Source organism: Desulfomarina sp., from assembly GCF_054039375.1.
On record NZ_JBPLBA010000114.1, the window covers coordinates 30,987 to 53,056 of the forward strand.

General features: G+C 44.7%; 22 protein-coding genes. 10 read left to right on the plus strand and 12 right to left on the minus strand.

The window, feature by feature from the left end; all coding sequences use genetic code 11:
* Positions 1-8 precede the first annotated feature (8 nt).
* The 10 genes from plsX to ACXLDX_RS06475 form a co-directional block, all read right to left on the minus strand.
* Positions 9-1,016, minus strand: coding sequence for a phosphate acyltransferase PlsX (gene plsX / locus ACXLDX_RS06430; RefSeq protein WP_457576365.1), 1,008 nt, complete (start codon positions 1,014-1,016; stop codon positions 9-11).
* A gap of 9 nt (positions 1,017-1,025) precedes the next feature.
* Positions 1,026-1,214, minus strand: coding sequence for a 50S ribosomal protein L32 (gene rpmF, locus ACXLDX_RS06435; protein ID WP_228856539.1), 189 nt, complete (start codon positions 1,212-1,214; stop codon positions 1,026-1,028).
* Between the two features lie 46 nt (positions 1,215-1,260).
* Positions 1,261-1,773 (minus strand): DUF177 domain-containing protein, encoded by a 513-nt coding sequence (locus ACXLDX_RS06440; RefSeq protein WP_457576366.1) that lies wholly within the window; start codon positions 1,771-1,773, stop codon positions 1,261-1,263.
* A gap of 244 nt (positions 1,774-2,017) precedes the next feature.
* Positions 2,018-2,467: a Crp/Fnr family transcriptional regulator gene (locus ACXLDX_RS06445; protein ID WP_457576367.1), complete on the minus strand. Its 450-nt coding sequence runs from the start codon at positions 2,465-2,467 to the stop codon at positions 2,018-2,020.
* A 173-nt stretch (positions 2,468-2,640) separates the two neighbouring features.
* Positions 2,641-3,246 carry an MlaC/ttg2D family ABC transporter substrate-binding protein gene (locus ACXLDX_RS06450; RefSeq protein ID WP_457576368.1) on the minus strand — a complete coding sequence of 202 codons (606 nt, stop codon included), beginning with the start codon at positions 3,244-3,246 and terminating at the stop codon, positions 2,641-2,643.
* Positions 3,247-3,293: 47 nt separating this feature from the next.
* Positions 3,294-3,743 (minus strand): outer membrane lipid asymmetry maintenance protein MlaD, encoded by a 450-nt coding sequence (mlaD, locus tag ACXLDX_RS06455; RefSeq protein ID WP_457576369.1) that lies wholly within the window; start codon positions 3,741-3,743, stop codon positions 3,294-3,296.
* Positions 3,740-4,522, minus strand: coding sequence for an ABC transporter ATP-binding protein (locus ACXLDX_RS06460; RefSeq protein ID WP_457576370.1), 783 nt, complete (start codon positions 4,520-4,522; stop codon positions 3,740-3,742). The genes mlaD and ACXLDX_RS06460 overlap by 4 nt, the downstream gene beginning before the upstream one ends.
* Positions 4,522-5,322, minus strand: a complete 801-nt coding sequence (locus ACXLDX_RS06465; RefSeq protein ID WP_457576371.1) for an MlaE family ABC transporter permease — start codon at positions 5,320-5,322, stop codon at positions 4,522-4,524. Before ACXLDX_RS06465 ends, ACXLDX_RS06460 begins: the two co-directional genes overlap by 1 nt.
* Positions 5,323-5,524: 202 nt before the next feature.
* Positions 5,525-6,586 (minus strand): ABC transporter permease, encoded by a 1,062-nt coding sequence (locus ACXLDX_RS06470; RefSeq protein WP_457576372.1) that lies wholly within the window; start codon positions 6,584-6,586, stop codon positions 5,525-5,527.
* 1 nt (position 6,587) lies between these two features.
* Positions 6,588-7,643, minus strand: coding sequence for an ABC transporter permease subunit (locus tag ACXLDX_RS06475; RefSeq protein WP_457576373.1), 1,056 nt, complete (start codon positions 7,641-7,643; stop codon positions 6,588-6,590).
* Positions 7,644-8,156: 513 nt separating this feature from the next.
* Here ACXLDX_RS06475 and ACXLDX_RS06480 point away from each other — a divergent pair.
* Positions 8,157-9,287: a ribonuclease D gene (locus ACXLDX_RS06480; RefSeq protein WP_457576374.1), complete on the plus strand. Its 1,131-nt coding sequence runs from the start codon at positions 8,157-8,159 to the stop codon at positions 9,285-9,287.
* A 20-nt stretch (positions 9,288-9,307) separates the two neighbouring features.
* Positions 9,308-9,781, plus strand: coding sequence for a MamS/MamX family magnetosome protein (locus tag ACXLDX_RS06485; protein WP_457576375.1), 474 nt, complete (start codon positions 9,308-9,310; stop codon positions 9,779-9,781).
* Between the two features lie 407 nt (positions 9,782-10,188).
* Here ACXLDX_RS06485 and ACXLDX_RS06490 read toward each other — a convergent pair whose 3' ends face one another.
* Both ACXLDX_RS06490 and ACXLDX_RS06495 read right to left on the minus strand, forming a co-directional pair.
* The gene (locus ACXLDX_RS06490) at positions 10,189-10,866 is read right to left on the minus strand and encodes a CBS and ACT domain-containing protein (protein WP_457576376.1); all 678 of its coding nucleotides are present in this window, start codon (positions 10,864-10,866) and stop codon (positions 10,189-10,191) included.
* A gap of 45 nt (positions 10,867-10,911) precedes the next feature.
* Positions 10,912-11,868, minus strand: coding sequence for a histone deacetylase family protein (locus ACXLDX_RS06495; RefSeq protein WP_457576377.1), 957 nt, complete (start codon positions 11,866-11,868; stop codon positions 10,912-10,914).
* 909 nt (positions 11,869-12,777) lie between these two features.
* On the opposite strand from ACXLDX_RS06495, the gene ACXLDX_RS06500 reads away from it, so the two are divergent.
* The 8 genes from ACXLDX_RS06500 to scpA all read left to right on the plus strand — a co-directional run bounded on the left by ACXLDX_RS06500 (position 12,778) and on the right by scpA (position 21,873).
* On the plus strand, positions 12,778-13,458 hold the full coding sequence (locus ACXLDX_RS06500; RefSeq protein WP_457576378.1) for a TetR/AcrR family transcriptional regulator: 681 nt from the start codon (positions 12,778-12,780) through the stop codon (positions 13,456-13,458).
* Positions 13,445-14,992, plus strand: a complete 1,548-nt coding sequence (locus ACXLDX_RS06505; RefSeq protein WP_457576379.1) for an acyl-CoA carboxylase subunit beta — start codon at positions 13,445-13,447, stop codon at positions 14,990-14,992. Before ACXLDX_RS06500 ends, ACXLDX_RS06505 begins: the two co-directional genes overlap by 14 nt.
* A 466-nt stretch (positions 14,993-15,458) precedes the next feature.
* Positions 15,459-15,866: an OadG family protein gene (locus ACXLDX_RS06510; protein ID WP_457576380.1), complete on the plus strand. Its 408-nt coding sequence runs from the start codon at positions 15,459-15,461 to the stop codon at positions 15,864-15,866.
* 17 nt (positions 15,867-15,883) lie between these two features.
* The gene (locus ACXLDX_RS06515; RefSeq protein ID WP_457576381.1) at positions 15,884-16,288 is read left to right on the plus strand and encodes a biotin/lipoyl-containing protein; all 405 of its coding nucleotides are present in this window, start codon (positions 15,884-15,886) and stop codon (positions 16,286-16,288) included.
* Positions 16,289-16,303: 15 nt separating this feature from the next.
* Positions 16,304-17,467 carry a sodium ion-translocating decarboxylase subunit beta gene (locus ACXLDX_RS06520; protein ID WP_457576382.1) on the plus strand — a complete coding sequence of 388 codons (1,164 nt, stop codon included), beginning with the start codon at positions 16,304-16,306 and terminating at the stop codon, positions 17,465-17,467.
* A gap of 406 nt (positions 17,468-17,873) precedes the next feature.
* A complete protein-coding gene (locus tag ACXLDX_RS06525) occupies positions 17,874-18,467 on the plus strand; it encodes a TetR/AcrR family transcriptional regulator (RefSeq protein WP_457576383.1) in 594 nt (197 codons plus the stop codon).
* Between the two features lie 577 nt (positions 18,468-19,044).
* On the plus strand, positions 19,045-19,449 hold the full coding sequence (gene mce / locus ACXLDX_RS06530) for a methylmalonyl-CoA epimerase (RefSeq protein ID WP_457576384.1): 405 nt from the start codon (positions 19,045-19,047) through the stop codon (positions 19,447-19,449).
* A gap of 288 nt (positions 19,450-19,737) precedes the next feature.
* The gene (gene scpA, locus ACXLDX_RS06535) at positions 19,738-21,873 is read left to right on the plus strand and encodes a methylmalonyl-CoA mutase (protein WP_457576385.1); all 2,136 of its coding nucleotides are present in this window, start codon (positions 19,738-19,740) and stop codon (positions 21,871-21,873) included.
* Positions 21,874-22,070: the final 197 nt, after the last annotated feature.

Consider the following 22,070-nt stretch of genomic DNA (forward strand, 5'->3'; position numbering starts at 1 on the left):
TCTCCACTTTATACTCGGTTTTCTTCAGAATTGAGACTACGCTGGATATCTTGATTAATATTATGCTTTACCATTTTTGAGGCTTCAATGATTGCGTTTTTTATTGCTTCAGAGCTTGACTTTCCATGACAGATAATACCGGTACCCGCAAGACCGAGGAGTGGCGCACCACCATAAGTGGCGTAGTCCACCCGTTTCCTGAATCTTTGAAAGGCGGGACGGGCAAGAAGGTAACCCAGTTTTGCCGTCCAGGATTTAAGGATTTCGTCCCTGAGCATCATCATGGCGGCTTCAGCCAGTCCCTCACTGATTTTCAGGCAGATATTTCCAACAAATCCGTCACAGACAATGACATCCACATTCCCCTGAAAAACATCTCTTCCTTCAACATTGCCGATGAAATTCAGCGAGCTGTTCTGCAACAGAGGAAACGTCTCCTTAATAAGATTATTTCCTTTGCCTGTTTCTTCCCCGATGGTGAGAAGCCCCACACTGGGATTGGATATGTCAAGGATACGTGAAAAAGATGATGCCATCACCGCAAACTGAAAGAGATGCTGGGGACGACAATCAACATTAGCACCGATATCCATAAGAATAACCGGTTTTTTCAACGTTGGAAAAACAGAGGCTATTCCTGGACGGCAAACTCCGTTTAACCGCCCAAGCTTACGCACTCCAGCAGCCATTGTCGCACCTGAATTTCCGGCACTGACGACGGCCTCAACCTTACCCTGTTTCAACAGATCAAAAGCCACCATTACCGACGAATCCTTTTTCTTACGGATTGCGTCAACAGGATGCTCATTCATCTCAATAACCTGAGATGCATGAACAATTTTTATAAGCTCCGATATTTCGGGTGCAGGTACCAGCTTGTCAACATAGTCCCGAAGAAGATGTTCATCCCCAACAAGACTTACTTCCAACCCGGCCTGTTCAGCGGCGAGCAGTGCTCCAGCAATCAAGTCCTCAGGGCCATGGTCTCCGGCCATGGCGTCCAGGGCTATTTGCACAGCACTCTCCTATTCCAGATCGGTGTCAAAACTGTAAACAGTTCTGCCTTTATATTTTCCGCAGCTGCCGCACAGTCTGTGCGGTTCTTTAGGTTCACCACATTCACCACAAACTGAAAGTCCCGGGGCTTTCAAGGCATCATGGGAACGTCTTTTTCTGGTACGTGAGCGAGAATGCCTTCTTTTAGGTAATGCCATTTTATCCTCCAATCAGGTATGAAAACATACCGTTTTATCTTTTTCGTTATTTACAGATTTTTTTTAAAACAGCGAAGGGAGAGTCCACCGTATCCGATAAGCACCTGCAATCGGCATCATTGAGAATCACACCACATTGCGGACACATCCCTTTGCAATCTTCCCTGCACAGGACCCTGACAGGTAATGCAAGATACACCTGTTCCTGCAGAATTTCAAAAAGATCAATAAAAGATTCTTCCAGATACAGGATATTTACATCCTCAGCGAGGACCTCTTTCTCCCCGGTTTCAAAAACAGTTTCTCCGCGAAGAATACCCTGGTAAAAGAAGTCACCTGACAAGCGGTGCTGAACCCGTTCGCCACACCTGTCACAACTCACTGTCCAGTCCCCTTCAATCTTCCCTTTCAGGATCACCGACTCATCGATTTGACGATAGACGGTAACCGCCAATCGGGCGGAAAAATCTATACTTCGCTCCGGAAAAGGGACCCAATCCTCACTGCTGATTGTATAATAATCAGGCTCTGTGGTTATTTTCTCAACGACCAGCTTCATAAATCAATCAAATAGCGATGAGGAATGTATCCGAAACAAAAGAAAGAAAAAATAATCAATTTAAGGAATAATCGCCAGAAAAAAATTCACTCCCGGAAAAAATTCACTCTTTTCGGATCTCCCAACACTTTTCGGCCGGCTTCACCATCTTTTCATACACCTGGGAGCATGACCGTTCAATGTAATTGGTCACAGGGATAGCAACTCTATGATTTTATTACCTCTGAAGTGCAGGATTCAGGTGTCAAAGAACCCGGGAAAGACGCTCAGAACTCTTCTGCAGTCGCAGGCAGGTTCTGGCAAACACGAACTCCAGCAACTCCACAGCCAGTTCTGGATCGGCCTCTTTTAACTGAAGATAACGTTTTCGTGAAAGGGTGAAAATTCTGGTTTTTTTTACTGCCAGCAGGGTAGCACTGTGGATATGGCCAGGCAAAAGAGCACCTTCACCCACTGGTGCGCCCCGCTCCAGCAGGGCAACAACCTGAGTTCTCTCCGCAAAACCGGTTCTTTCTTGAACGGCAAGCCGGCCTTCGGCAATAAAAAAAATCCCATCTCCCTGTTGTCCGGCGGAAAAAAGGATATCACCTTCATCCAAGGATATTTCGTCCAGCAGAGAAAACAAAAATCCTTTTTTTTCAGGGGGAAAATCCCTGAAAAAAAGATTCTGCAGATCCTTTTCCGGTTTATTCATTCTTTATTTACTCCGGGATCCGTGCGAATTAATGCATAACTGCTCACAGGCAGCCGGCTTTTCATTGTCCCTTTTATCCCCCCACGGCCAAAAGCACTTGCGAATAAAAGAGCCTGTGAAAATCTGCAGCAGGTGCACAAATACTGGAAAAGCAGGTATACTGCATCTGTTTATCACTTTTCCCTGAGGAAAGAATTATTCTTTTCCTCCAGCACCTTGATCAGCCCCTCAAATTTTTCCTTGCGCAGAATCGGCTTGAACTGCTGCTGATAATTCCGCACGAGACTGACACCTTCAATATTAATATCATAGACCATCCAGCGATTGTCCACCTGTTTCATAATATAATGAACCGGAATTTTTACTCCCTTATTCTCTATAACGGTGGAAACCTGGGCCCTCCTGCCTTTTATGATCTCCGCTTTGAACTCAATTTCCTGCCCTGAATAGCTTTCAAGCTTTCCTATATACACATTTTCAAGAAGTTTTTTGATGAGCCGGGTAAAATACACTCTCTGGGAATCATCTATCCTGCGCCAGGTTTTACCAAGTATTCTCTTGGACATTTCCTTAAAATCAAAACCATGGCTTATCACTTCCATTATTTTGCTTCGCCTCTCGGCCCGATGTTCATCACCTTTCAGAGATGTATCAACCAGTATGGTCGTCAATTCATCCAGAACGGGTTTCAACGCTTCGGTCGGGCTTTTATCTGCGGCCGTGGCACTGGAACACATCAACAATGAAACCAGCAGAAACTGACAGATCATTCTTCTCATTATTCTCACCATTTACAAGTATCACTACAAGTTATTGTAACTAATCATTATTTTGCACTGCCAAAAGCAAATTTGGAGATCAATGATTCTATATCAAGGGAGGATTCAGTCTCCCGCAGGATATCCCCAGGTTTGAACATTTCCTCCTCTCCCCCGAGACTCAGCTGAATATATTTATCCCCTATGATTCCCTGGGATTTTACAGAAGCCATGGAATCAGTTGGAACCTGCAGATCGTTATCAAGCTGTAAAGTTAACACGGCGACATCATCTTCCCCGAGGGAAATATCCGCGACACTGCCCACAGGTACTCCGGCAACCTGTACCGAAGCCCCCTTTTTCACTCCGGCAACATTATCAAATTCCGCCTTGATCGTATAAGTTGACCCACTGGTCAGAAAAGAAACTTCCCCAAGCTGCAGGGCAAGGTAACCAAAGGCACAGAAACCGATAATCATAAATAACCCGACCAGGATTTCAAGAGTACTGTTTTTCATTTTTCCACCAGATGACTTTGATAAATATCGCCCATGGTCATTTTCACAAATTCCTGAATATGTGGTTTTTCCGACCATTGAATTTCTTCAGGACTGCTGAACACATCCATTTTCCCTCGTTCCAGGATAATAACCCGATCCGCCAGATTAAAGATTTTGGGAATATCGTGACTGACAATAACTGAAGTAAAACCGAACTCCGCCTGTGTCCTGGCAAAGAGATGATATATTTCCTGAGACATAACAGGATCAAGCCCGGTTGTCGGCTCATCAAAGAGCATAATCTCAGGATTGAGCTGCATGGCCCTGGCAAGGCCGACACGTTTTCGCATTCCCCCGCTCAACTGTGCCGGATATTTCTCTTCATGCCCCGACAACTCAAGCTGGGCCAGGGTAGTCATGACCAGTTCCCTTATCTCTTCTTCCAACTTCTGTGTTCTCTCCCTGAGGGGCAGAGCTACATTTTCAAAAACAGTAAGCGAATCAAAGAGAGCGGATCCCTGGAAAAGAACACCGAAGTGAGTGCGCAGCCTCTCCAGTTCTTTTCCTTTAGTCCTGGTCACATCAGTACCCTTCACCAGAACCTGCCCGCTGTCAGCCCGCATCAGACCAAGAATAAGTTTTAAAGTAACACTTTTTCCCTGGCCACTTCCACCGGCAATAACTGTCGTCTGCCCCTTCGGAATGGAAAAACTGACCCCATCAAGTACGGTCTGAACGGAACCGTCTTTTTTGCTGAACGATTTCGTAACATCTATAAACTCAATAGCCGAAGTCATCAGAGAAGTACCGCGGTAAGAAGATAATCAAAAACAAGAACAGAAATAGAGGAAAGGACTACAGCCTGGGTCGTCACTCTGCTGACACTTTCCGCACCAAAACCAGCACCCCTGATTTCCCTGACAAAATACCCCCTGCCGGTACAGATCCAGACAACCAGCAGGGCAAACACAAACGATTTTATAATTCCAAGCTGAATATCATGGTTTGTAACGCTTGAACGCATCCCTTCAATATAACTTCCCGGATTGACATCCATCAACGAAACTCCTGCCACATATCCTCCGGCAATCCCCACCACATCAAAAATAACCGTCAACAGAGGCAGAGAGATGAGTATTGCCAGAAACTTGGGCGTAATAAAATATCGAAAAGGGTCCACTGCCATACATTCAAGAGCATCAATCTGTTCCGATATCCGCATGATGCCAAGCTCGGCACACATAGCAGACCCTGCCCTGCCCGCCACCATCAGGGCTGTAAGTACCGGACCAAGCTCCATTATCAGGGTGAGTGAGACCGCAGAACCCAGCATCCCTTCAGCACCAAATTTATTTAATGAATAATATCCCTGCAGGCCAAGCACCATTCCCGTGGAAGCAGCGGTAAAAAAAATAACGGCCAGCGAACCGACACCAATAAAATTTATCTGCCTGAGCAATTCCCTGAATCTGAATGGTCTCCTGAAAATTCCCCGGAAAGCTTTGCCCAGAAACAGGGTCATCCTACCCAGATCGGCCATGATATACAGTCCGGTATTGCCAAGATTTCCCAACGGGTTTGTTCTAATTGGTTTCATGCCGGAAGTTCTGTCTTGAGTATACATTATCCTGAATCCGTAGCGGCTTTGTGCTCATCTTTCATAATTGCTCACAAGCACCATATATAGATCAATATTCCTATATGTCAATATACTTAAACTTCATCCTTCAAATGAAATTCTTCTAAAGAAAGCAAAAATTACCCGGCAGGTAAATTTTACACACGAACAGGGGTTGTATTTATTCACTGATCGACTCTCCCTTCCTTGGATCAAAAGTATCCCGCAAGGCTTCTCCTATGAAGATCAAAAGAACAAGGGTCAAAACAAGCACAAAAAAAGATGACATGGAAAGCCACCAGGCATCAATATTGTTTTTTCCCTCTGCAAGAAGCTCGCCAAGACTTGGAGTGGATGGAGGGACACCAAGTCCAAGAAAATCAAGACTGGTCAAGGCAAGAATCGACGCAGAAACCCTGAAAGGCAGAAACGTTATGACCGGAGTCATGCTGTTCGGCAGGAGATGTCGCCACATTATGGCAATGTTGGAAACTCCGAGGGCCCGGGCAGCCTTGACATACTCCATGTTTCTGCCCCGCAGGAATTCGGCTCTTACATAATCAGACAAACCCATCCAACTGAAAAGAGACAACAGGAGAAAAAGGAGAAAAATTGAAGGCTGAAAAAGCGACGCAAAAATAATAAGGAGGTAAAGCTCGGGCATTGCGCCCCATATTTCAATGATTCGCTGAACAATAAGATCAACACGCCCCCCGAAAAAGCCCTGCACGCTCCCCACGAGAATACCAAAAAAACTGCCGGCCAGAGTCAAAACAAGACCGAAAAGAACACTCAGACGAAATCCATAAATAAGCCTGGCCAGAACATCCCTGCCCCGGTCATCGGTTCCCAGCAGATTTTCCTTTGTCGGCGGGGAAGGCAGGGGGGCATCAATATAAAAATTGATGGAATTATAGTCGTGTTGAACTGGTGGAAATATCACATAATTCCCAGGCCCTTCAACAAGTTTCCGAAAACAGGGATCCTTGTAATCGGTTTCCGTTTCAAAATCTCCTCCGAAAACGGTCTCGGGATATGATATAAACACAGGGAAATAAAATCTGCCCTGGTAGTGCACAAGCAGAGGAGCATCATTGCTGATCAGTTCAGCAAAGCCACTGCTGACAAAGAGCAACAGAAATATCACCAGACTGAAGTAACCTCTTCTGTTTCTCTTGAACCTCTGCCAGTACCGTTTTCTGCGATAAGCTGCACCAGACAGGTGCCGTGATTCACACGCCATATCAGCTCTCCACCGCCTTGAAGCTGATACGGGGATCAACCAGCACGTAACTCAGATCAGATAACAATCGGGAAACAAGTCCGATCAATGTGAAAAAATAGAGTGTGCCCAGAACTACAGGATAGTCACGGTTCAACACAGATTCATAGGCAAGCAGCCCCATACCGTCCAGGGAAAAAATAGTCTCAATCAACAGGCTGCCAGTGAAAAACGATGCAAGAAAAAAACCGGGAAAACCGGTAATGATTGGAATAATCCCATTTCTGAAAATATGTTTGTATAGAACCTGGTTTTCCGACAACCCCTTGGCCCTGGCGGTCAATACATATTGTCTGCGAATTTCCTCCAGGAAAGCATTTTTAGTGAGCATGGTCATTACAGCAAGACTTCCAACACCGCCTGCAGTAACAGGCAGAACCATATGCCAAAGGTAATCCAGGAGTTTTCCGAGATAACTCAACTCGGCCCAGTTATCGGAAACCAGACCGCGCAGGGGAAAGATCGACCAGAAACTTCCCCCACCAAAGAGCACCAGAAGCAATACGCCGAGAACAAAGCCGGGGATACCATAACCAATCAGAATAACAGTTGAACTCAAAGTATCAAAACGTGAACCGTCGTGAACCGCCTTCTTTATGCCGAGGGGAATACAGATACCGTATACAATAAGAAAATTCCATAACCCCAGGGACATGGACACAGGCATCCTGGACAGAACCAGATCAACCACACTCCTGTTGTAATAATATGAATCGCCAAAATCAAAAACAAGATAGTTTTTCATCATGATGAGAAACCGCTGGCCGGGTGACTTATCGAAACCGTACAGTTTTTTCAGTTCCTCCACCTTTTCTTTGCCCAACCCTGATGCGCCACGATAGAACCCGACGGTTCCCCCGCTCACTTCCCCCCCGCCTTTCCCATAACCTTCAATATCCGCAATCAATTTTTCCACCGGCCCACCGGGAACAAACTGGGTGATCACAAATGTGACAAACATCACCCCAAACAGGGTTGGTATCATCAGAAAAATGCGTTTTACAATATAAAAAAACATTGTCCGTGAAAATTTTGGGCTGAGTTTAATGAAAAATAACCAGTGTTCATCCGGGAACACCCTTTTCGCCCGATGTCTGCGTCACAGGGACAGCAACACTATGATTTAATGACATCTGAACTGTAATTGCTCACCTGCCACAGAATTTTCCAGGATTTTTTCTTCGTTTTTACCTGCCTATGTGGACAAAAGAGACCGTAAAAAGCTGGGATGCCCGTGAGCAATTACCGGAAAATAACATTTTAAACACCATAAAAGAAGAATATTTCTTGTTTTTTCTTTTTCTTTATGTCTTGTTTTAAGAAGAGGAAAAAGAGTGAATAAACCATCCATGGCCAGCCTCCATGGCCCAGCCACAAAAATCTAATGAAGATCCCGACTGCTGCAAAACACCCTCCAGCCGCGGATTTTCAGAGAAAAATTTTCAAGACGTTTTGAAATGCAACGACTCACAGGAGCAACGGCTCTGTAATTTTATTGCCCCTGAACTGTAATTGATACGGAAAAAACAGAATGGAACAACTCGACACCCTGATCCGGAATAACAATGATCTGCAGAAACTGGTGCAGCTTGCGAAACAGACTGATGCCATCGCCCTTGATACGGAATTTGTCTGGGAACGTACATATTTCCCGCAGCTGGGCCTCATCCAGATTGCCCTTTCGGATGAGGACTGCTTTCTTATTGATCCCTGCGCCATAAAGGATTTATCACCTCTTGGACAACTGCTGGCCGACAGAAGCATAGTGAAAATTTTTCATGATGCGCCCCAGGACCTCATAATTCTCAACAGGGCGACAGGTGCGGTTCCACAGAATATTTTTGACACCAGGCTGGCTGCCGGTTTCTCCAATCTTCCCTCTACACTCTCCCTCTACAACCTAGCCAGGGAACTGCTTGATATAACTATTTCCAAAACCGAAACCCGGACAAACTGGTTGCAGCGGCCTCTCAGTTCGGAACAGATTGCCTATGCCCTCAACGATGTACGCTATCTCAGGGCAATAAGGGTTATTCTCCTTAGCCGGATCATTGGCCCCAAAATCAAGGCATGGCTCCAGGAAGAACTCAATCTCCTGAACAATCCGGCTACATATTCGGGCCCGTCACTGGATAAAAAATTCAGGAAAATAAGAGGAGCAGGCAGTCTGGACAGGGCTGGCCTGGCGGTATTGAAAAACCTGACAATCTGGCGGGAAACCACTGCGAAAAAGCTGAACCGACCGAGGGGACACATTGTGAAGGACGATGTTCTTCTGGAACTGGCCAGACAACGACCTCGAACTGTTGACGCACTCAGAGAGACAGGGATTCTTTCATCAAACGCCTATAAAAAATATGGCAGAACTATTGCGGCAGTCACTGATGAGACCTGTCGGCAGGATCCGTCATCTTTTCCACCTGTCAAACATTCTGTACGTCTGACTGCAAAACAGAAAAAAACCTATGAAAAACTGAACAACCTCATTACATTAAAATGTGAGCTTCTGGGTATCGCACCTCCTCTTGTCGGCACCAGCGCAGAATTGAAACAGGTGGTTCGGATGCTCAGCAGCAACAACAGGGAGAACAACACTCAGCTAAGACAGACTGGCGGATGGCGAAAAATCCTTCTTGAAGATTTTTTAAAACAAAACATATGAGGAAACAGTTAACTTAAGCGATGAAAAATTCAAACATATACGCAACAATAACAGTATGTTTTCTTATTATTCTCTCCCCTTTATACTCCCCTGCAGCCGAAAAGGACGGATGGGAAAACGGCTCAGACTACAACTCTTATTATAACGCTAAAGAACGGGACTCTCTCAAGGGAATCCTTGTCAAGTTCAAAACAGTGACGCCACTTTCAGGAATGAGCCCGGGAACAGCCTTTATCCTTCGTGAGGGAGATGATGATATCCTAGTCCATCTCTGCCCCCGTTCTTTTGCCGATGCAAAGGGAACCGGCTTGCGCAAGGGAGTTAAGACCAAGGTTAAGGGATGCTGGGCGTTTATTAACGGTAAAGATGTCTTTATTGCCTCCAAGGTTAAACAGGGAGAACATTTCGAGTTCAAAGTGAGACTGACGAAGGACGGAACTCCCTTCTGGACTATGAGTCCTGATGAACTGAAAAAGGAAAGAAACTCAAAATAACCCCTGTGAATAACAGCGATTCCCTGATTTCGTGACGACTTCGTGAATATTTCCCAGGTAACAACTTGAGAAGTTACTATAAATTCATGAATCTGACGTGTTTGAAAAAAACTCACTCACCTCCCCGCGGGGCGTCACCATTGAACGCTCACGGATTCAGAAATAAAGTGTCAGGTTGAGTTTCCAGCACAGGCAGTATTAAAAAAGCCTTTCCAGATTCTGGAAAGGCTTTTTTCTTTTTAATGCAATATTTGTCTGCATCAAATCTAATGCTGCCGGGTACCCTGTACAATAATTTTTCTGACTACCCATGAAATTCAGTCAGTTTGGAGATGTGGCTGATAAAACAGCCACATCCCCAGTTTCACAAGTATCAGGCTGAGTTTTGTACATAATCAAAATAACTTTTACTCTTTTCCGGGCAATTGATCAAGGTACCATTTCATCGGATCAATAAGCTCAAATCCGATTTCCTGCAACTTTTTCTTCACATTTATAACATTGTTTGTGTGCAGATACGGAAAAACGGCTCGTTTTTCCCCGTCCCAGAATCTCGCAACCAGTACACTGCCGAGAGAAATATTCTCCTCGGTAATGACATCAATGATTTTTTTCATCTGTCCGGGTTTCTCTTTGGTAAGAATACAGAGAAGACTGCCGGGTTCATCAATTCCCATGATATTAACAAAAGCGGAAAGCAGATCCCTGGTAGAGAGAATTCCTTTCAAATACCCCTGTTCATCAATTACGGGCAACGCTCCAACCTTCTTTTTCTGCATGACAAGCAGGGTGTCCTGCAGGGTAAAATAGGCATAAATGGTGAGTGGTTCTTTTGTCATGATTTCCCTGACGGGAAAGTTCATGATTTTCCCCAGGGTAATTTCATAATCCTCTTTTTTTAGAAGCGTCGAGGGCATCGCGTCCCGCATGTCACGATCAGTCACTATCCCTACCAGCAACCCTTTTTCATCTACGACAGGAAGGTGCCTGATACCATTATCAGTCATTAATTTCCTGGCTTCAGCGATGGAAAGATCTGGACTTGCAGTTATCAAGTCTGTGGACATCCTTTCACTTACAAACATAATTCCTCCAAAATACAAAATTTATAAAAAAATCCGCTACAATTTTTATTTACGTAAATCAGCCAGCAGTTTTATATGGTTTTCCACGAGAAGAGGCAATATATCAAGATTGTATCCTCCTTCCAACACCGAAACCACTTTACCGTCAGTCAGGGTATTCACCAGATTGACGACAACTTCAGATACAAAATCATAGCCATCGGTGGTCAGATTGGTTCCTGACATCAGATCTGTTACATGGGCGTCAAACCCTGCTGAAACCAGAATAAATTCGGGCCTGAATTTCTTAAATGCCGGAATCAAATCCTGTGTTATCTTTTTTCTGTATTCCTCATCTCCCCGCCCGGGCAACACAGGTGAATTGAGTGTATATCCACTACCGATACCGACACCCGTTTCGAATTCTCTTCCGGTTCCAGGGTAGGCGAAAGAAGGATGTTCATGTATAGAGTAATAAAAGACCGAGGGATCCTGGTCAAAAATATGTTGAGTCCCATTGCCATGATGCACGTCAAAATCAATGATCCCAACCCGCTCAATACCATAATTTTTCTGCAGATAACGGGCTCCGATGGCAACATTGTTGAAATAACAGAACCCCATGGGTTTATCTACTTCCGCATGATGTCCGGGGGGGCGGACAGCACAGAAGGCATTATCGATATTTCCCGCCATGACTTCGTCTATGGCCTTCAATACACCGCCTGCAGCGAGAAAAGCAATTTCGTAACTCTCCCGACAAATACCATTATCAGGATGATCAAATTCAGGTAACCCCATCAGACAGGTTTCTTGAAATCGCATGATATAATGTATATTATGCACAGCTTCAATCCATCGTTGATTTGCTTTCTCTGCGGGAATCTGAATCAATTTTTCCAGGATACCTGATTTTGACAAGCCATCACAGATGGCTTTCAACCGTTCCGGACATTCTGGATGATATCCCCCGGTAATATGCAGTAAGTACCTTTCGTCATAAACAAAACCCGTTCTTTTCATAAATAATCCCCTGTTTTTCCGCTGAAAACATCTTCCGCTTCAACACTTGTTGCGCAAATCGGTGAAATCGGCCTGTTTTTTCTTTTTCCGGACTACCTCTGAAACTCAGCCAGATTAGAGATGTGCCTGCTTTATCAGGCGAAAAAGCAATTTTTCAAAGAGCCGTTAAAGGAATAACAGCCTAGCACCTTTCAGCCACATATTTCAATAATTTTTCTTAGCTGTTCCATAGTCCATAACATAAATCCGTACACATAAAGAATCTTTTAAGGGTTACTTGAAAATTAAATTTTCGTTCAAACATGAAAACAGAGAAATTTAAATCTGGTTACGTATAAAACTCAGCCTGATAGAGCAGGCACACCCACAATTCGGCTGAGTTTCATGGGTAATCAAGAATTTTAAAGCACGGGCTATTAGTCAGTGCCTGTCCATAGTTGGTCTTTTTGCCCGATATCTGTGTTGGCCGAAAAATTTTATCCTCGGAGGTAAGCGTAGACTCCGATATCAATTATATGCCTGCAGTAAAATTTCCCGTGCACCTTGATCCAGAACAAAAACCCTCATTTCTGAACAGACACTATCAGATATGAGCATTTTTCATTTTCTGAAACACAGGATTCAGTCATTACAATAAGAGATTTCAGCCAGGTCAGATTATTTTTTCCTTGACAAATAAAATGACCATACATTAAAAGAGAGTAACATTGTTACTTTATCAAAGATAATTTAAAAGATAAATTATTTATTTTTCTTGAATTACTAATATGTTACAATCCACAACAACCAATCTTACATTTAAATGATAATATTTTTTTATTTTTTTTTACTTCCATAACAACTTGAATATAAAATATTTTCTGCTTTATGGTATTTATCAATTTTAATGGATAATTATTGACAGTAACAATGTTAGACGACATAAATCCGAAAGTAAAAAACCGACTTGAAAAGGCTGTCATGGAAGTCTTTTCCACCTGCGATTTTCATAAGGCCAGTATCCGTGATATTGCAGAAAGAGCGGGAGTCAGCTTTACAACCATTTACAAACATTACGGCAGCAAGGAACGCCTGCTCTTCACTTTTGTCAACATCTGGATGGAAAAACTGACTGATCGCATTGCTGATCATTTAAACGGTATTCAGGACCTGAAGGAAAAACTGCGCAAAGTATTCTGGCTGCATCTGGAATATTACGAACGACACGAGGAACTTGGTTGTATTCTGTTCATTCGTCTTCCCATGAAAACATGGATGGCCGATGAAACCTTCGACCAGAAGAAAAGAGTCAGACTGATCATTGATGTATTCAAAGCCGGACAGGCGACGGGAATAATCAATCCCCAGGTGAGAGCAGGGACGCTTCTTGACTTTATGCTCGGTTTTATACAACGAAGTTTTTTTATGTGGATAGTACGGGGAAAAAAGGGACGCCTTACCGATGAGGCCAATATTCTTTTTGAAATGGTCTGGCAGGGTATGGTGAACCCGGCAATCATAACCTATACAGATCCTGACAACCAGGAGGCTGCTGTACGTCATACCACTGATAACTTTAACCAGGGAGGCTTCAACAATGCCTTTGGATAAGAGAGAACTGCTGCTGCAAAAAAAAGAAAAAATCGCCCAGGGTGGTGGTAAAAAAAGAATAGAAAAACAGCATGCCAAAGGTAAATTGACAGCACGGGAACGCCTTGATCATTTCTTTGATCCCGGCACGTTCATAGAAACAGATGCCTTTATAAAATGCCGGTGTACGAATTTCGGCATGGACAAACTTGATGCGGAAGGAGAGTCCGTCGTTACCGGTTATGGGCAGATTGACGGCAGAATTGTCTACGCTTATTCCCAGGATTTCACCATCACAGGGGGAGCACTTGGAGAAATGCATGCCAGAAAAATAGTCAAAGCAATGGACAGTGCCGCCAAGATTGGAGCCCCCATGGTCGGCCTGAATGATTCCGGTGGTGCAAGAATACAGGAAGCAGTGGATGCCCTTTCCGGATATGGGGATATTTTTTTCAGGAATTCCATCTACTCCGGTGTAATCCCACAGATATCTGCTATAATGGGTCCTTGCGCCGGTGGAGCTGTCTATTCTCCGGCTCTGACGGATTTTATCATAATGGTTGATAAAACATCCCAGATGTTTATTACCGGTCCTCAGGTTATTAAAGCCGTCACGGGAGAAAAAGTATCCGCCGAAGAACTCGGTGGCGCCATGACACACAACAGTGTCAGCGGAAATGTTCATTTTATCGCCCCTTCCGAACTTGAATGCCTGCAGTCCATCAGAAAATTACTCAGTTTTCTGCCATCAAACAGTATGGAAAAAGCTCCTGCTTATCCTGTCAATGATGACATTAACCGAAAAATTGATTCCCTGAACACGCTCATTCCCGACAATCCAAATAAACCATACGATATCCTTGATGTCATACTGCCAATAGTGGATGATGGTGATTTTCTCCAGAGCCAACCCTATTTTGCAACAAATATCATTACAGGTTTTGCCAGGATCAACGGCAATTCTGTCGGCATTATTGCCAACCAGCCAAACATCATGGCCGGTTGCCTCGATATGAACGCGGGTGACAAGGCCGCCAGATTCATAAGAACATGCGATGCTTTCAACACTCCCCTGCTCACCATTGTCGATGTCCCCGGTTTTCTGCCGGGAACGACTCAGGAATACGGTGGAATAATCAGACATGGTGCAAAAATCCTTTACGCATACAGCGAATCAACCGTACCAAAAGTTACCCTCATCACGCGAAAAGCATACGGCGGTGCTTATGTGGCCATGTGCTCAAAGTCCCTTGGTGCCGATATGGTATTCGCCTGGCCTACCGCAGAAGTCGCAGTCATGGGATCTGAAGGAGCTGTCAATATCATTTTCAAAAAAGAGATCTCAAAATCAGATGATAAGGCAGCCACTAAAACAAAAATACTGGAAGAGTATGCTGCAGAATTTGCGACTCCGTACAAGGCAGCAGAACGGGGTTTTGTTGATGATGTCATCGAGCCGGACACAACCAGGCAGAGGATTATTGATGCATTCAACATGCTGCAGGGAAAACGGGAAAGACGTCCAGCCAAAAAACATGGAAATATTCCCCTTTAGAGCATGGCAGGAGTTAAACGATAAAGCATATAATTATAACGTTGTGAGTAATTGATAAATTACTGCACTTGAGAAAATGAACTATATTTGGTGAATTTGAACATTCGCCTTTTGAGTGAATGTGCATTTTTAATTTCCTTTGGACTGCAGGATTGACAATTTCACCGAATCCGAAGTCTCACAGGATCGTTTACCTGCTTCGTTATGACCTGAAGCATACAAACAAATACGTCAGTGCTTGAACCTCGCATCTGCGGCAGTTAAACACAGAATCCGAACTCGCCGATTGCACGATTTAGATTTTACAGAGGATCAATCGTCATTGATCACAGGCACTGCAAACAATTATTTTTTTGATTACGTACAAAACTCAGCCTGATAAAGCAGGCACATCCAGAATTCGGCTGAGTTTCATGGGCAATCAAAATTATTTTTCACTTTTTCGACCCATTTTCTGGAGATAACCATGACCACCATTGAACTTCTGGCCGAATTTGCAAACCCGGATACCATCCACACACTCTCTCTGGCCGACAAACTTTTTGCCGGACTGTTTGCCACTATCCTCGGGATGGGAATCACTTTTGCGGCCCTCGTCCTGCTCCAGTTTGTTATTGTTTTCATGGAAAAACTGATGGGAAATATGGAAAAACAGACCTGCGATTCAGTGGACCCTGCAGCCTCTGCTTCCGTTCAAGCCCCAACCTCGCCCCCCGACAACACGGAACTTGTTGCCGTCATTTCAACTGTTCTGGCAACACAGTTAAACACTTCCCCCGGCAATATTATTATTAAAAATATTACCCGAATCGATCCTCCCTCACCTGCCTGGAACAGGGCCGGAATCCTGGAACAGATGAACAGCAGACTTTAACAATCACGGAGAACATTATGAAATTATTCAGAGTTGTTGTAAACGATATTGAATACAGGGTTGCAATAGAGGAACTGCGGGACGAATCTACCCCCACAGAAAAACCTGCACCTTCTTCTGCAACTGCCCCCACACCTCCCAGGCAGCAACCCGTAACCCCTGCCGCTTCACCTTCTCCTCAACCCGCTGCTGCAGAAAGCGACCCGGGCGGAAATATTTCTGCACCAATGCCCGGCACCGTAATCAGTATTCCTGTCAGCCAGGGCAGTTCTGTAACTAAGGGAGAAACCCTTCTGGTTCTTGAAGCTATGAAAATGGAAAATGATATCAAAGCACCATCTGACGGGACAGTGCAGGAGATCAAAGTCAGTGAAGGCGCTTCAGTCAACGCCGGAGACATTCTTATCGTTCTTACACCTTAGAGGGAGAGCCTCGCTATGCTCGATTCATTACTCAATTTTCTTAAAAGTACAGGATTTTCCGGCTTGACACCAGGATCGATTGCAATGATGTGTATTGCATGCCTTCTGCTCTATCTCGCTATTGTAAAAAAATTTGAGCCTTTGCTTCTTGTCCCCATCGCCTTCGGGGTTCTTCTCACAAACCTCCCGTTTGCAGGAATGATGGCTGAACCTGTTCTGGAAGTTCAAAAACAGTCCATCCATACACTTGAACCCGGAGGACTGCTCTATTACCTCTTCCAGGGAGATCACTTAGGCATTTTTCCACCTTTGATCTTCATGGGAGTCGGTGCCATGACTGATTTCGGCCCCCTTATTGCGAACCCCAAATCACTGCTCCTTGGTGCAGCAGCCCAGTTCGGAATTTTCATAACCTTTATCGGAGCCATCGCCTCCGGGCTCTTCACAGCCCAGGAAGCGGCTTCAATCGGAATTATTGGCGGGGCAGACGGTCCAACGGCCATTTTTCTTTCATCCAAACTCGCCCCCCATCTCCTTGGGCCAATAGCCATTGCCGCCTATTCCTATATGGCTCTTGTACCAATTATCCAGCCCCCGATAATGAAACTACTGACAACTGAAAAGGAAAGAGTAATCAGAATGACTCAACTCCGGGAGGTCAGCCAACGTGAAAAAATCCTCTTTCCCATCATTGTCACTATAATAGTTTCGCTGATTGTTCCTCCAGCTGCAACTCTTATAGGCATGCTAATGCTGGGGAACCTTTTCCGTGAATGTGGCGTTGTAGGCAGGCTTGAGGACACCGCGAAAAATGCTCTTATCAACATCATTACCATTTTTCTCGGTGTTACAGTCGGTGCCACTGCAACAGCGGAACAGTTTCTTAAAATAGAAACCCTCGCCATCCTCTGCCTTGGTGTCACTGCCTTCGGTATCGGTACGGCCTCCGGTGTTCTGCTCGCCAAATTGATGAACAGAGTAATGAATGTAAACATAAATCCTCTTATCGGATCTGCAGGTGTTTCAGCCGTCCCCATGGCCGCCCGCGTTTCCCAGGTGGTCGGCCAGAAAGAGGATCCTGGGAACTTTCTTCTCATGCATGCAATGGGCCCGAATGTTGCCGGTGTTATTGGATCAGCTGTATCCGCCGGTGTTCTCCTGTCCCTTTTTGGAGGCTGAGCCCTGCGTTACTCCCCACAGGGACAGCAACTCCACGAGAGTTATAACCTCTAAACCGTAATTGCTTGAAGTATACAAATACGCCAGCGCCATTGAATCTGATATTTGAGGTGGGTATGCGAAGACTCAGAACCTGCCAATTACATGATTTAGAGCGGAAAGGCAGCTTTTTACTTGAAAACTGTTCTTTTTTGCATTAAAGATAGGTGTGTAACAATGTTCTTAGATTAAAAGATAAATCCTCAGACTCATAACATTTTAACTATATTTACAAAAGGTTACACAGCACAACGTCGAATAACAAAGATACACTAAAGGATACTCCCGGAGGTTTAGTTGCATATTTTCTCCGGAAATACACAATCGCAGTTATTCAAACACACCTTCAATTCAGGAAAGAGTAACGATGTTGGACAAATTAAACGACGACATTCATAAAAGACTGGAACAGGCTGTTCTGGAAATTTTTTCAAATTCTGATTTTCACAAGGCTTCCATCAGAGACATTGCCAACAGAGCTGGAGTCAGTTTTACGACGATCTACAAACATTATGGCAGTAAAGAACGGCTGGTTTTTGCCTTTGTCGACATCTGGATGGGGATTCTTACTGACAGAATTGTTGACCATCTCCACGGCATTGAAAACCTGAAAGAAAAACTGCGCAAGGTTTTCTGGCTGCAGCTTGATTATTATGAAAGGCACGAAGGGCTAGGAAAAATCGTTTTCATGACCCTGCCCATGAAGACATGGATGGCTGATGAAACCTTTGCTCAGCCCAGAATGATGTCCTTAATGATTGATGTTCTGCGTCAGGGCCAGAATGAGGGTATCCTTAATCCCCATGTGAGAGCAGGAGTCCTGCTTGATTTTTTAATGGGTTTTGTTCAACGAAGTTTTTTCATGTGGATTCTACGCGGAAAAACAGAGAGCCTTGCAGATCAAGCCAATGTCATGTTTGAAATGGTATGGCAGGGCATGGCCAATCCAGACAAAAATTAATCTGATTACGTATAAAACTCAGCCTGATACTTGTAAACCTGTGGATGTTCCTGTTTTATCAGGCGTATTTCAAAAATCACATTGTACTGGTTTGAAAATAATCCGGACTGACACTTTTTCATTTGAATTCCTTATCAATTGAGATTTCCGGTGATTTTTGACCGTAGGCTAGCCTGATAAAACTGGTACATCCACAATTTGGCCGAGTTTCATGGGTAATCAAGAAAATTAATTCTCTGTTAAGTGATCCGGGACACCGTGTTTTCACCCGGTCACGGTTAACTGGTGTCTGTCCAGAAATGAGGATTTTTGTTCGAGATCAAGGCGCACGGGAATTTTTACCGCAGGCATATAATTGATATCGGAGTCTACGCTTACCTCCGAGGATAAAATTTTTAGGGCAACGCAGATATCGGGCAAAAAGACCAACTATGGACAGGCACTAACTGCATTGCTGACATCTGGAATAATTCCTTTTCCCCTGGAGAAAAATGCAGGTTTCCTGAAAACATGATTCTGTAAAACCCTGCCGATTCTAACGACCATTAAGCAAATAAACAACTGGAGGTAAACCTTAATGAAAATTTTAAAAATTGATCATCTTGGTATAGCCGTCAACAACATCGACGGTGGAAAAAAATTCTGGACAGATATCCTCGGCCTGGAGTTTGAAGGTGCTGAAACAGTTGAGGCACAGAAAGTCACAACTGCCTTTTTTCCTGTTGGTGAAAGCGAAGTAGAACTTCTTGAATCCACCTCCCCTGACGGCCCTGTGGCAAAGTTTATCGAGAAAAGAGGTCAGGGATTCCAGCATGTTGCCTTCAGGGTGGAAAACATTGATGAAGCTCTGGCTGAACTTAAGGAAAAAGGAGTTCAACTGATAGATAAAGAACCAAGAATAGGCGCTGGAGGCGCTAAAATCGCCTTTCTCCATCCTAAGGCAACAGGTGGAGTACTTGTGGAGTTGTGTGAACGTTCATAAAAATTTCACAGTATCTGTCCGAAAATCGGATTTTAAAATCCAGGTGCATTAGAAAAAGGCCATTTACGGATTGGTACTACCTGGTGTCTGTCCAGAAATGAGGTTTTTTGTTCGAGATCAAGGTACACTTGAAATTTTACCGCAGGTATATAACTGATATCGGAGTCTACGCTTACCTCCGAGGATAAAATTTTTCGGGCAATGCTGATATCGGGCAAAAAGACCAACTATCGACAGGCACTACCTAACCCCCTGCCGGGAATGTTTCATATTTCATGAGGAAAGCACATGTCAGAACATCCGAAATTACAAGAATGGAAAGAACTTGCCACAAAACAGATGAAGGGCAAACCTGTCGAATCTCTCGACTGGAACACCCCTGAAGGCATTAAAGTCAAGGCACTCTATACTGCTGAAGATCTGGAGAACCTGCCTGCAAATACCCTTCCCGGAATGGAGCCCTACATGCGGGGTCCCATGGCGACAATGTATGCGGGCAGGCCCTGGACTATCAGACAATATGCCGGTTTCTCAACAGCCAAGGAATCAAATGAATTTTACCATAAGGCACTGGCCGCCGGCCAGAAAGGGCTCTCCGTTGCTTTTGACCTGGCAACCCATCGGGGCTATGATTCCGACCATCCGAGGGTATCCGGAGATATTGGAAAAGCTGGGGTAGCCATAGATTCAGTGGAGGATATGAAAATCCTCTTCGACGGAATTCCCCTGGACAAGATGTCCGTATCAATGACCATGAACGGTGCTGTCATTCCTATTCTCGCCGGCTATATAGTTGCAGCGGAAGAACAGGGTGTAAGCCATGATCAACTCTCCGGCACAATTCAGAACGATATCCTCAAGGAATATCTGACGAGAAATACATATATTTATCCACCAGAACCGTCAATGCGGATAATTTCCGATATCATGTCTTTCTGCTCAAAAAATATGCCCCGCTACAATACCATCAGTATCAGCGGTTATCATATGATGGAAGCTGGGGCCAACAGCGTACTTCAGACGGCTTTTACCCTGGCCGACGGTGTTGAATACGTTAAGGCTGCCCTGAAGAGCGGCATGGATGTAGACACTTTCGCACCACGACTTTCTTTCTTTTTCGGCATTGGCATGAACTTCTTCATGGATATTGCAATGCTCCGGGCAGCCAGATTCCTCTGGCATCGGTTAATGAGCCAGTTTGACCCGCAGAATCCTAAATCCTCCATGCTGCGAACACATTGTCAGACTTCAGGATGGAGCCTTACAGAACAGGATCCTTATAACAATATCATAAGAACAACTCTTGAGGCCATGACAGCGGTTCTGGGCGGCACCCAGTCCCTGCATACAAACTCATTTGACGAGGCTATTGGCCTTCCGACCGATTTTTCCGCCAGAATCGCCAGAAACACCCAGATTATCATCCAGGAGGAATCCCAGGTATGCCATGTTATTGATCCCCTTGGCGGCTCGTATTATATCGAGACTCTGACTAATAATATTATCGACGAAGCTCAGAAAATCATAGACGAAATAGAAGAACTCGGTGGAATGGCCAAAGCCATTGAAAGCGGTATGCCAAAGATGAGGATTGAGGAATCCGCCGCAAGGAAGCAGGCACGAATTGACCAGGGACTTGATGTCATTGTCGGGGTCAACAAGTACAAACTGCCCGACGAGAAAATTGACTTTGAAGTTCGGGAAGTCCCCTCAACCGTCAGAGATGAACAGGTGGCCAGGATAAAGGAGATCAAGGCAACGAGGGACGCAGAGGCAGTGAAAAAAGCCCTTTCAGATCTGACCAATGCGGCCAGAAACGGTGGGAACCTGCTGGAGGCTGCTCTTCCTGCGGTCCGTGCCCGTGCTACCGTTGGTGAAATATCCGATGCCATGGAAGAGGTGTTTGGCCGTTTTGTGGCAACAACACGGTGCATTTCCGGTGCCTATTCTTCCGAATACACTGACAATAATGACACTATAGAATCACTGAAAAAAAGAACTGCCGATTTTCTTGAAAAGCATGGCAGAAGACCACGCCTGCTCGTAACCAAGATGGGACAGGACGGGCATGATCGCGGATTCAAGGTTGTGGCCAGCGCCTATGCTGATCTGGGATTTGATGTGGATATCAGCCCCATGTTCCAGACCCCTGAAGAAGCAGCTAAAATGGCCATTGAAAATGATGTTCATGTTGTCGGTGCTTCCAGTCTTGCTGCAGGACATAAGGCCTTGATTCCATCACTGATTGAAGAATTGAAAAAAGTTGGAGGTGAAGATATTCTCGTGGTGGCCGGGGGTGTTATTCCTCCCGGTGATTACGATTTTCTCTTTGATGCAGGCGTCAAAGCTGTATTTGGCCCTGGTACTCCAATTACTGATTCAGCCGAAAGGACTATGTCATTACTTGAAGAAAAATATTCCTGATTACCGATGAAACTCAGCCAAATTCGGGAGGCGCTGCGCCTGCGGTCAAAATAACTATAAACCTCAATTGATAAGGAATTTGACTGCAAAAATGTCGGTCCATGTTTTTTCAAACAGATCTGATTATTACTTTTATGTTCATATTCTACGGTCTTATAAGAAAAGCATTCCGAAACCATCCCGAATTCAGGTTTAAT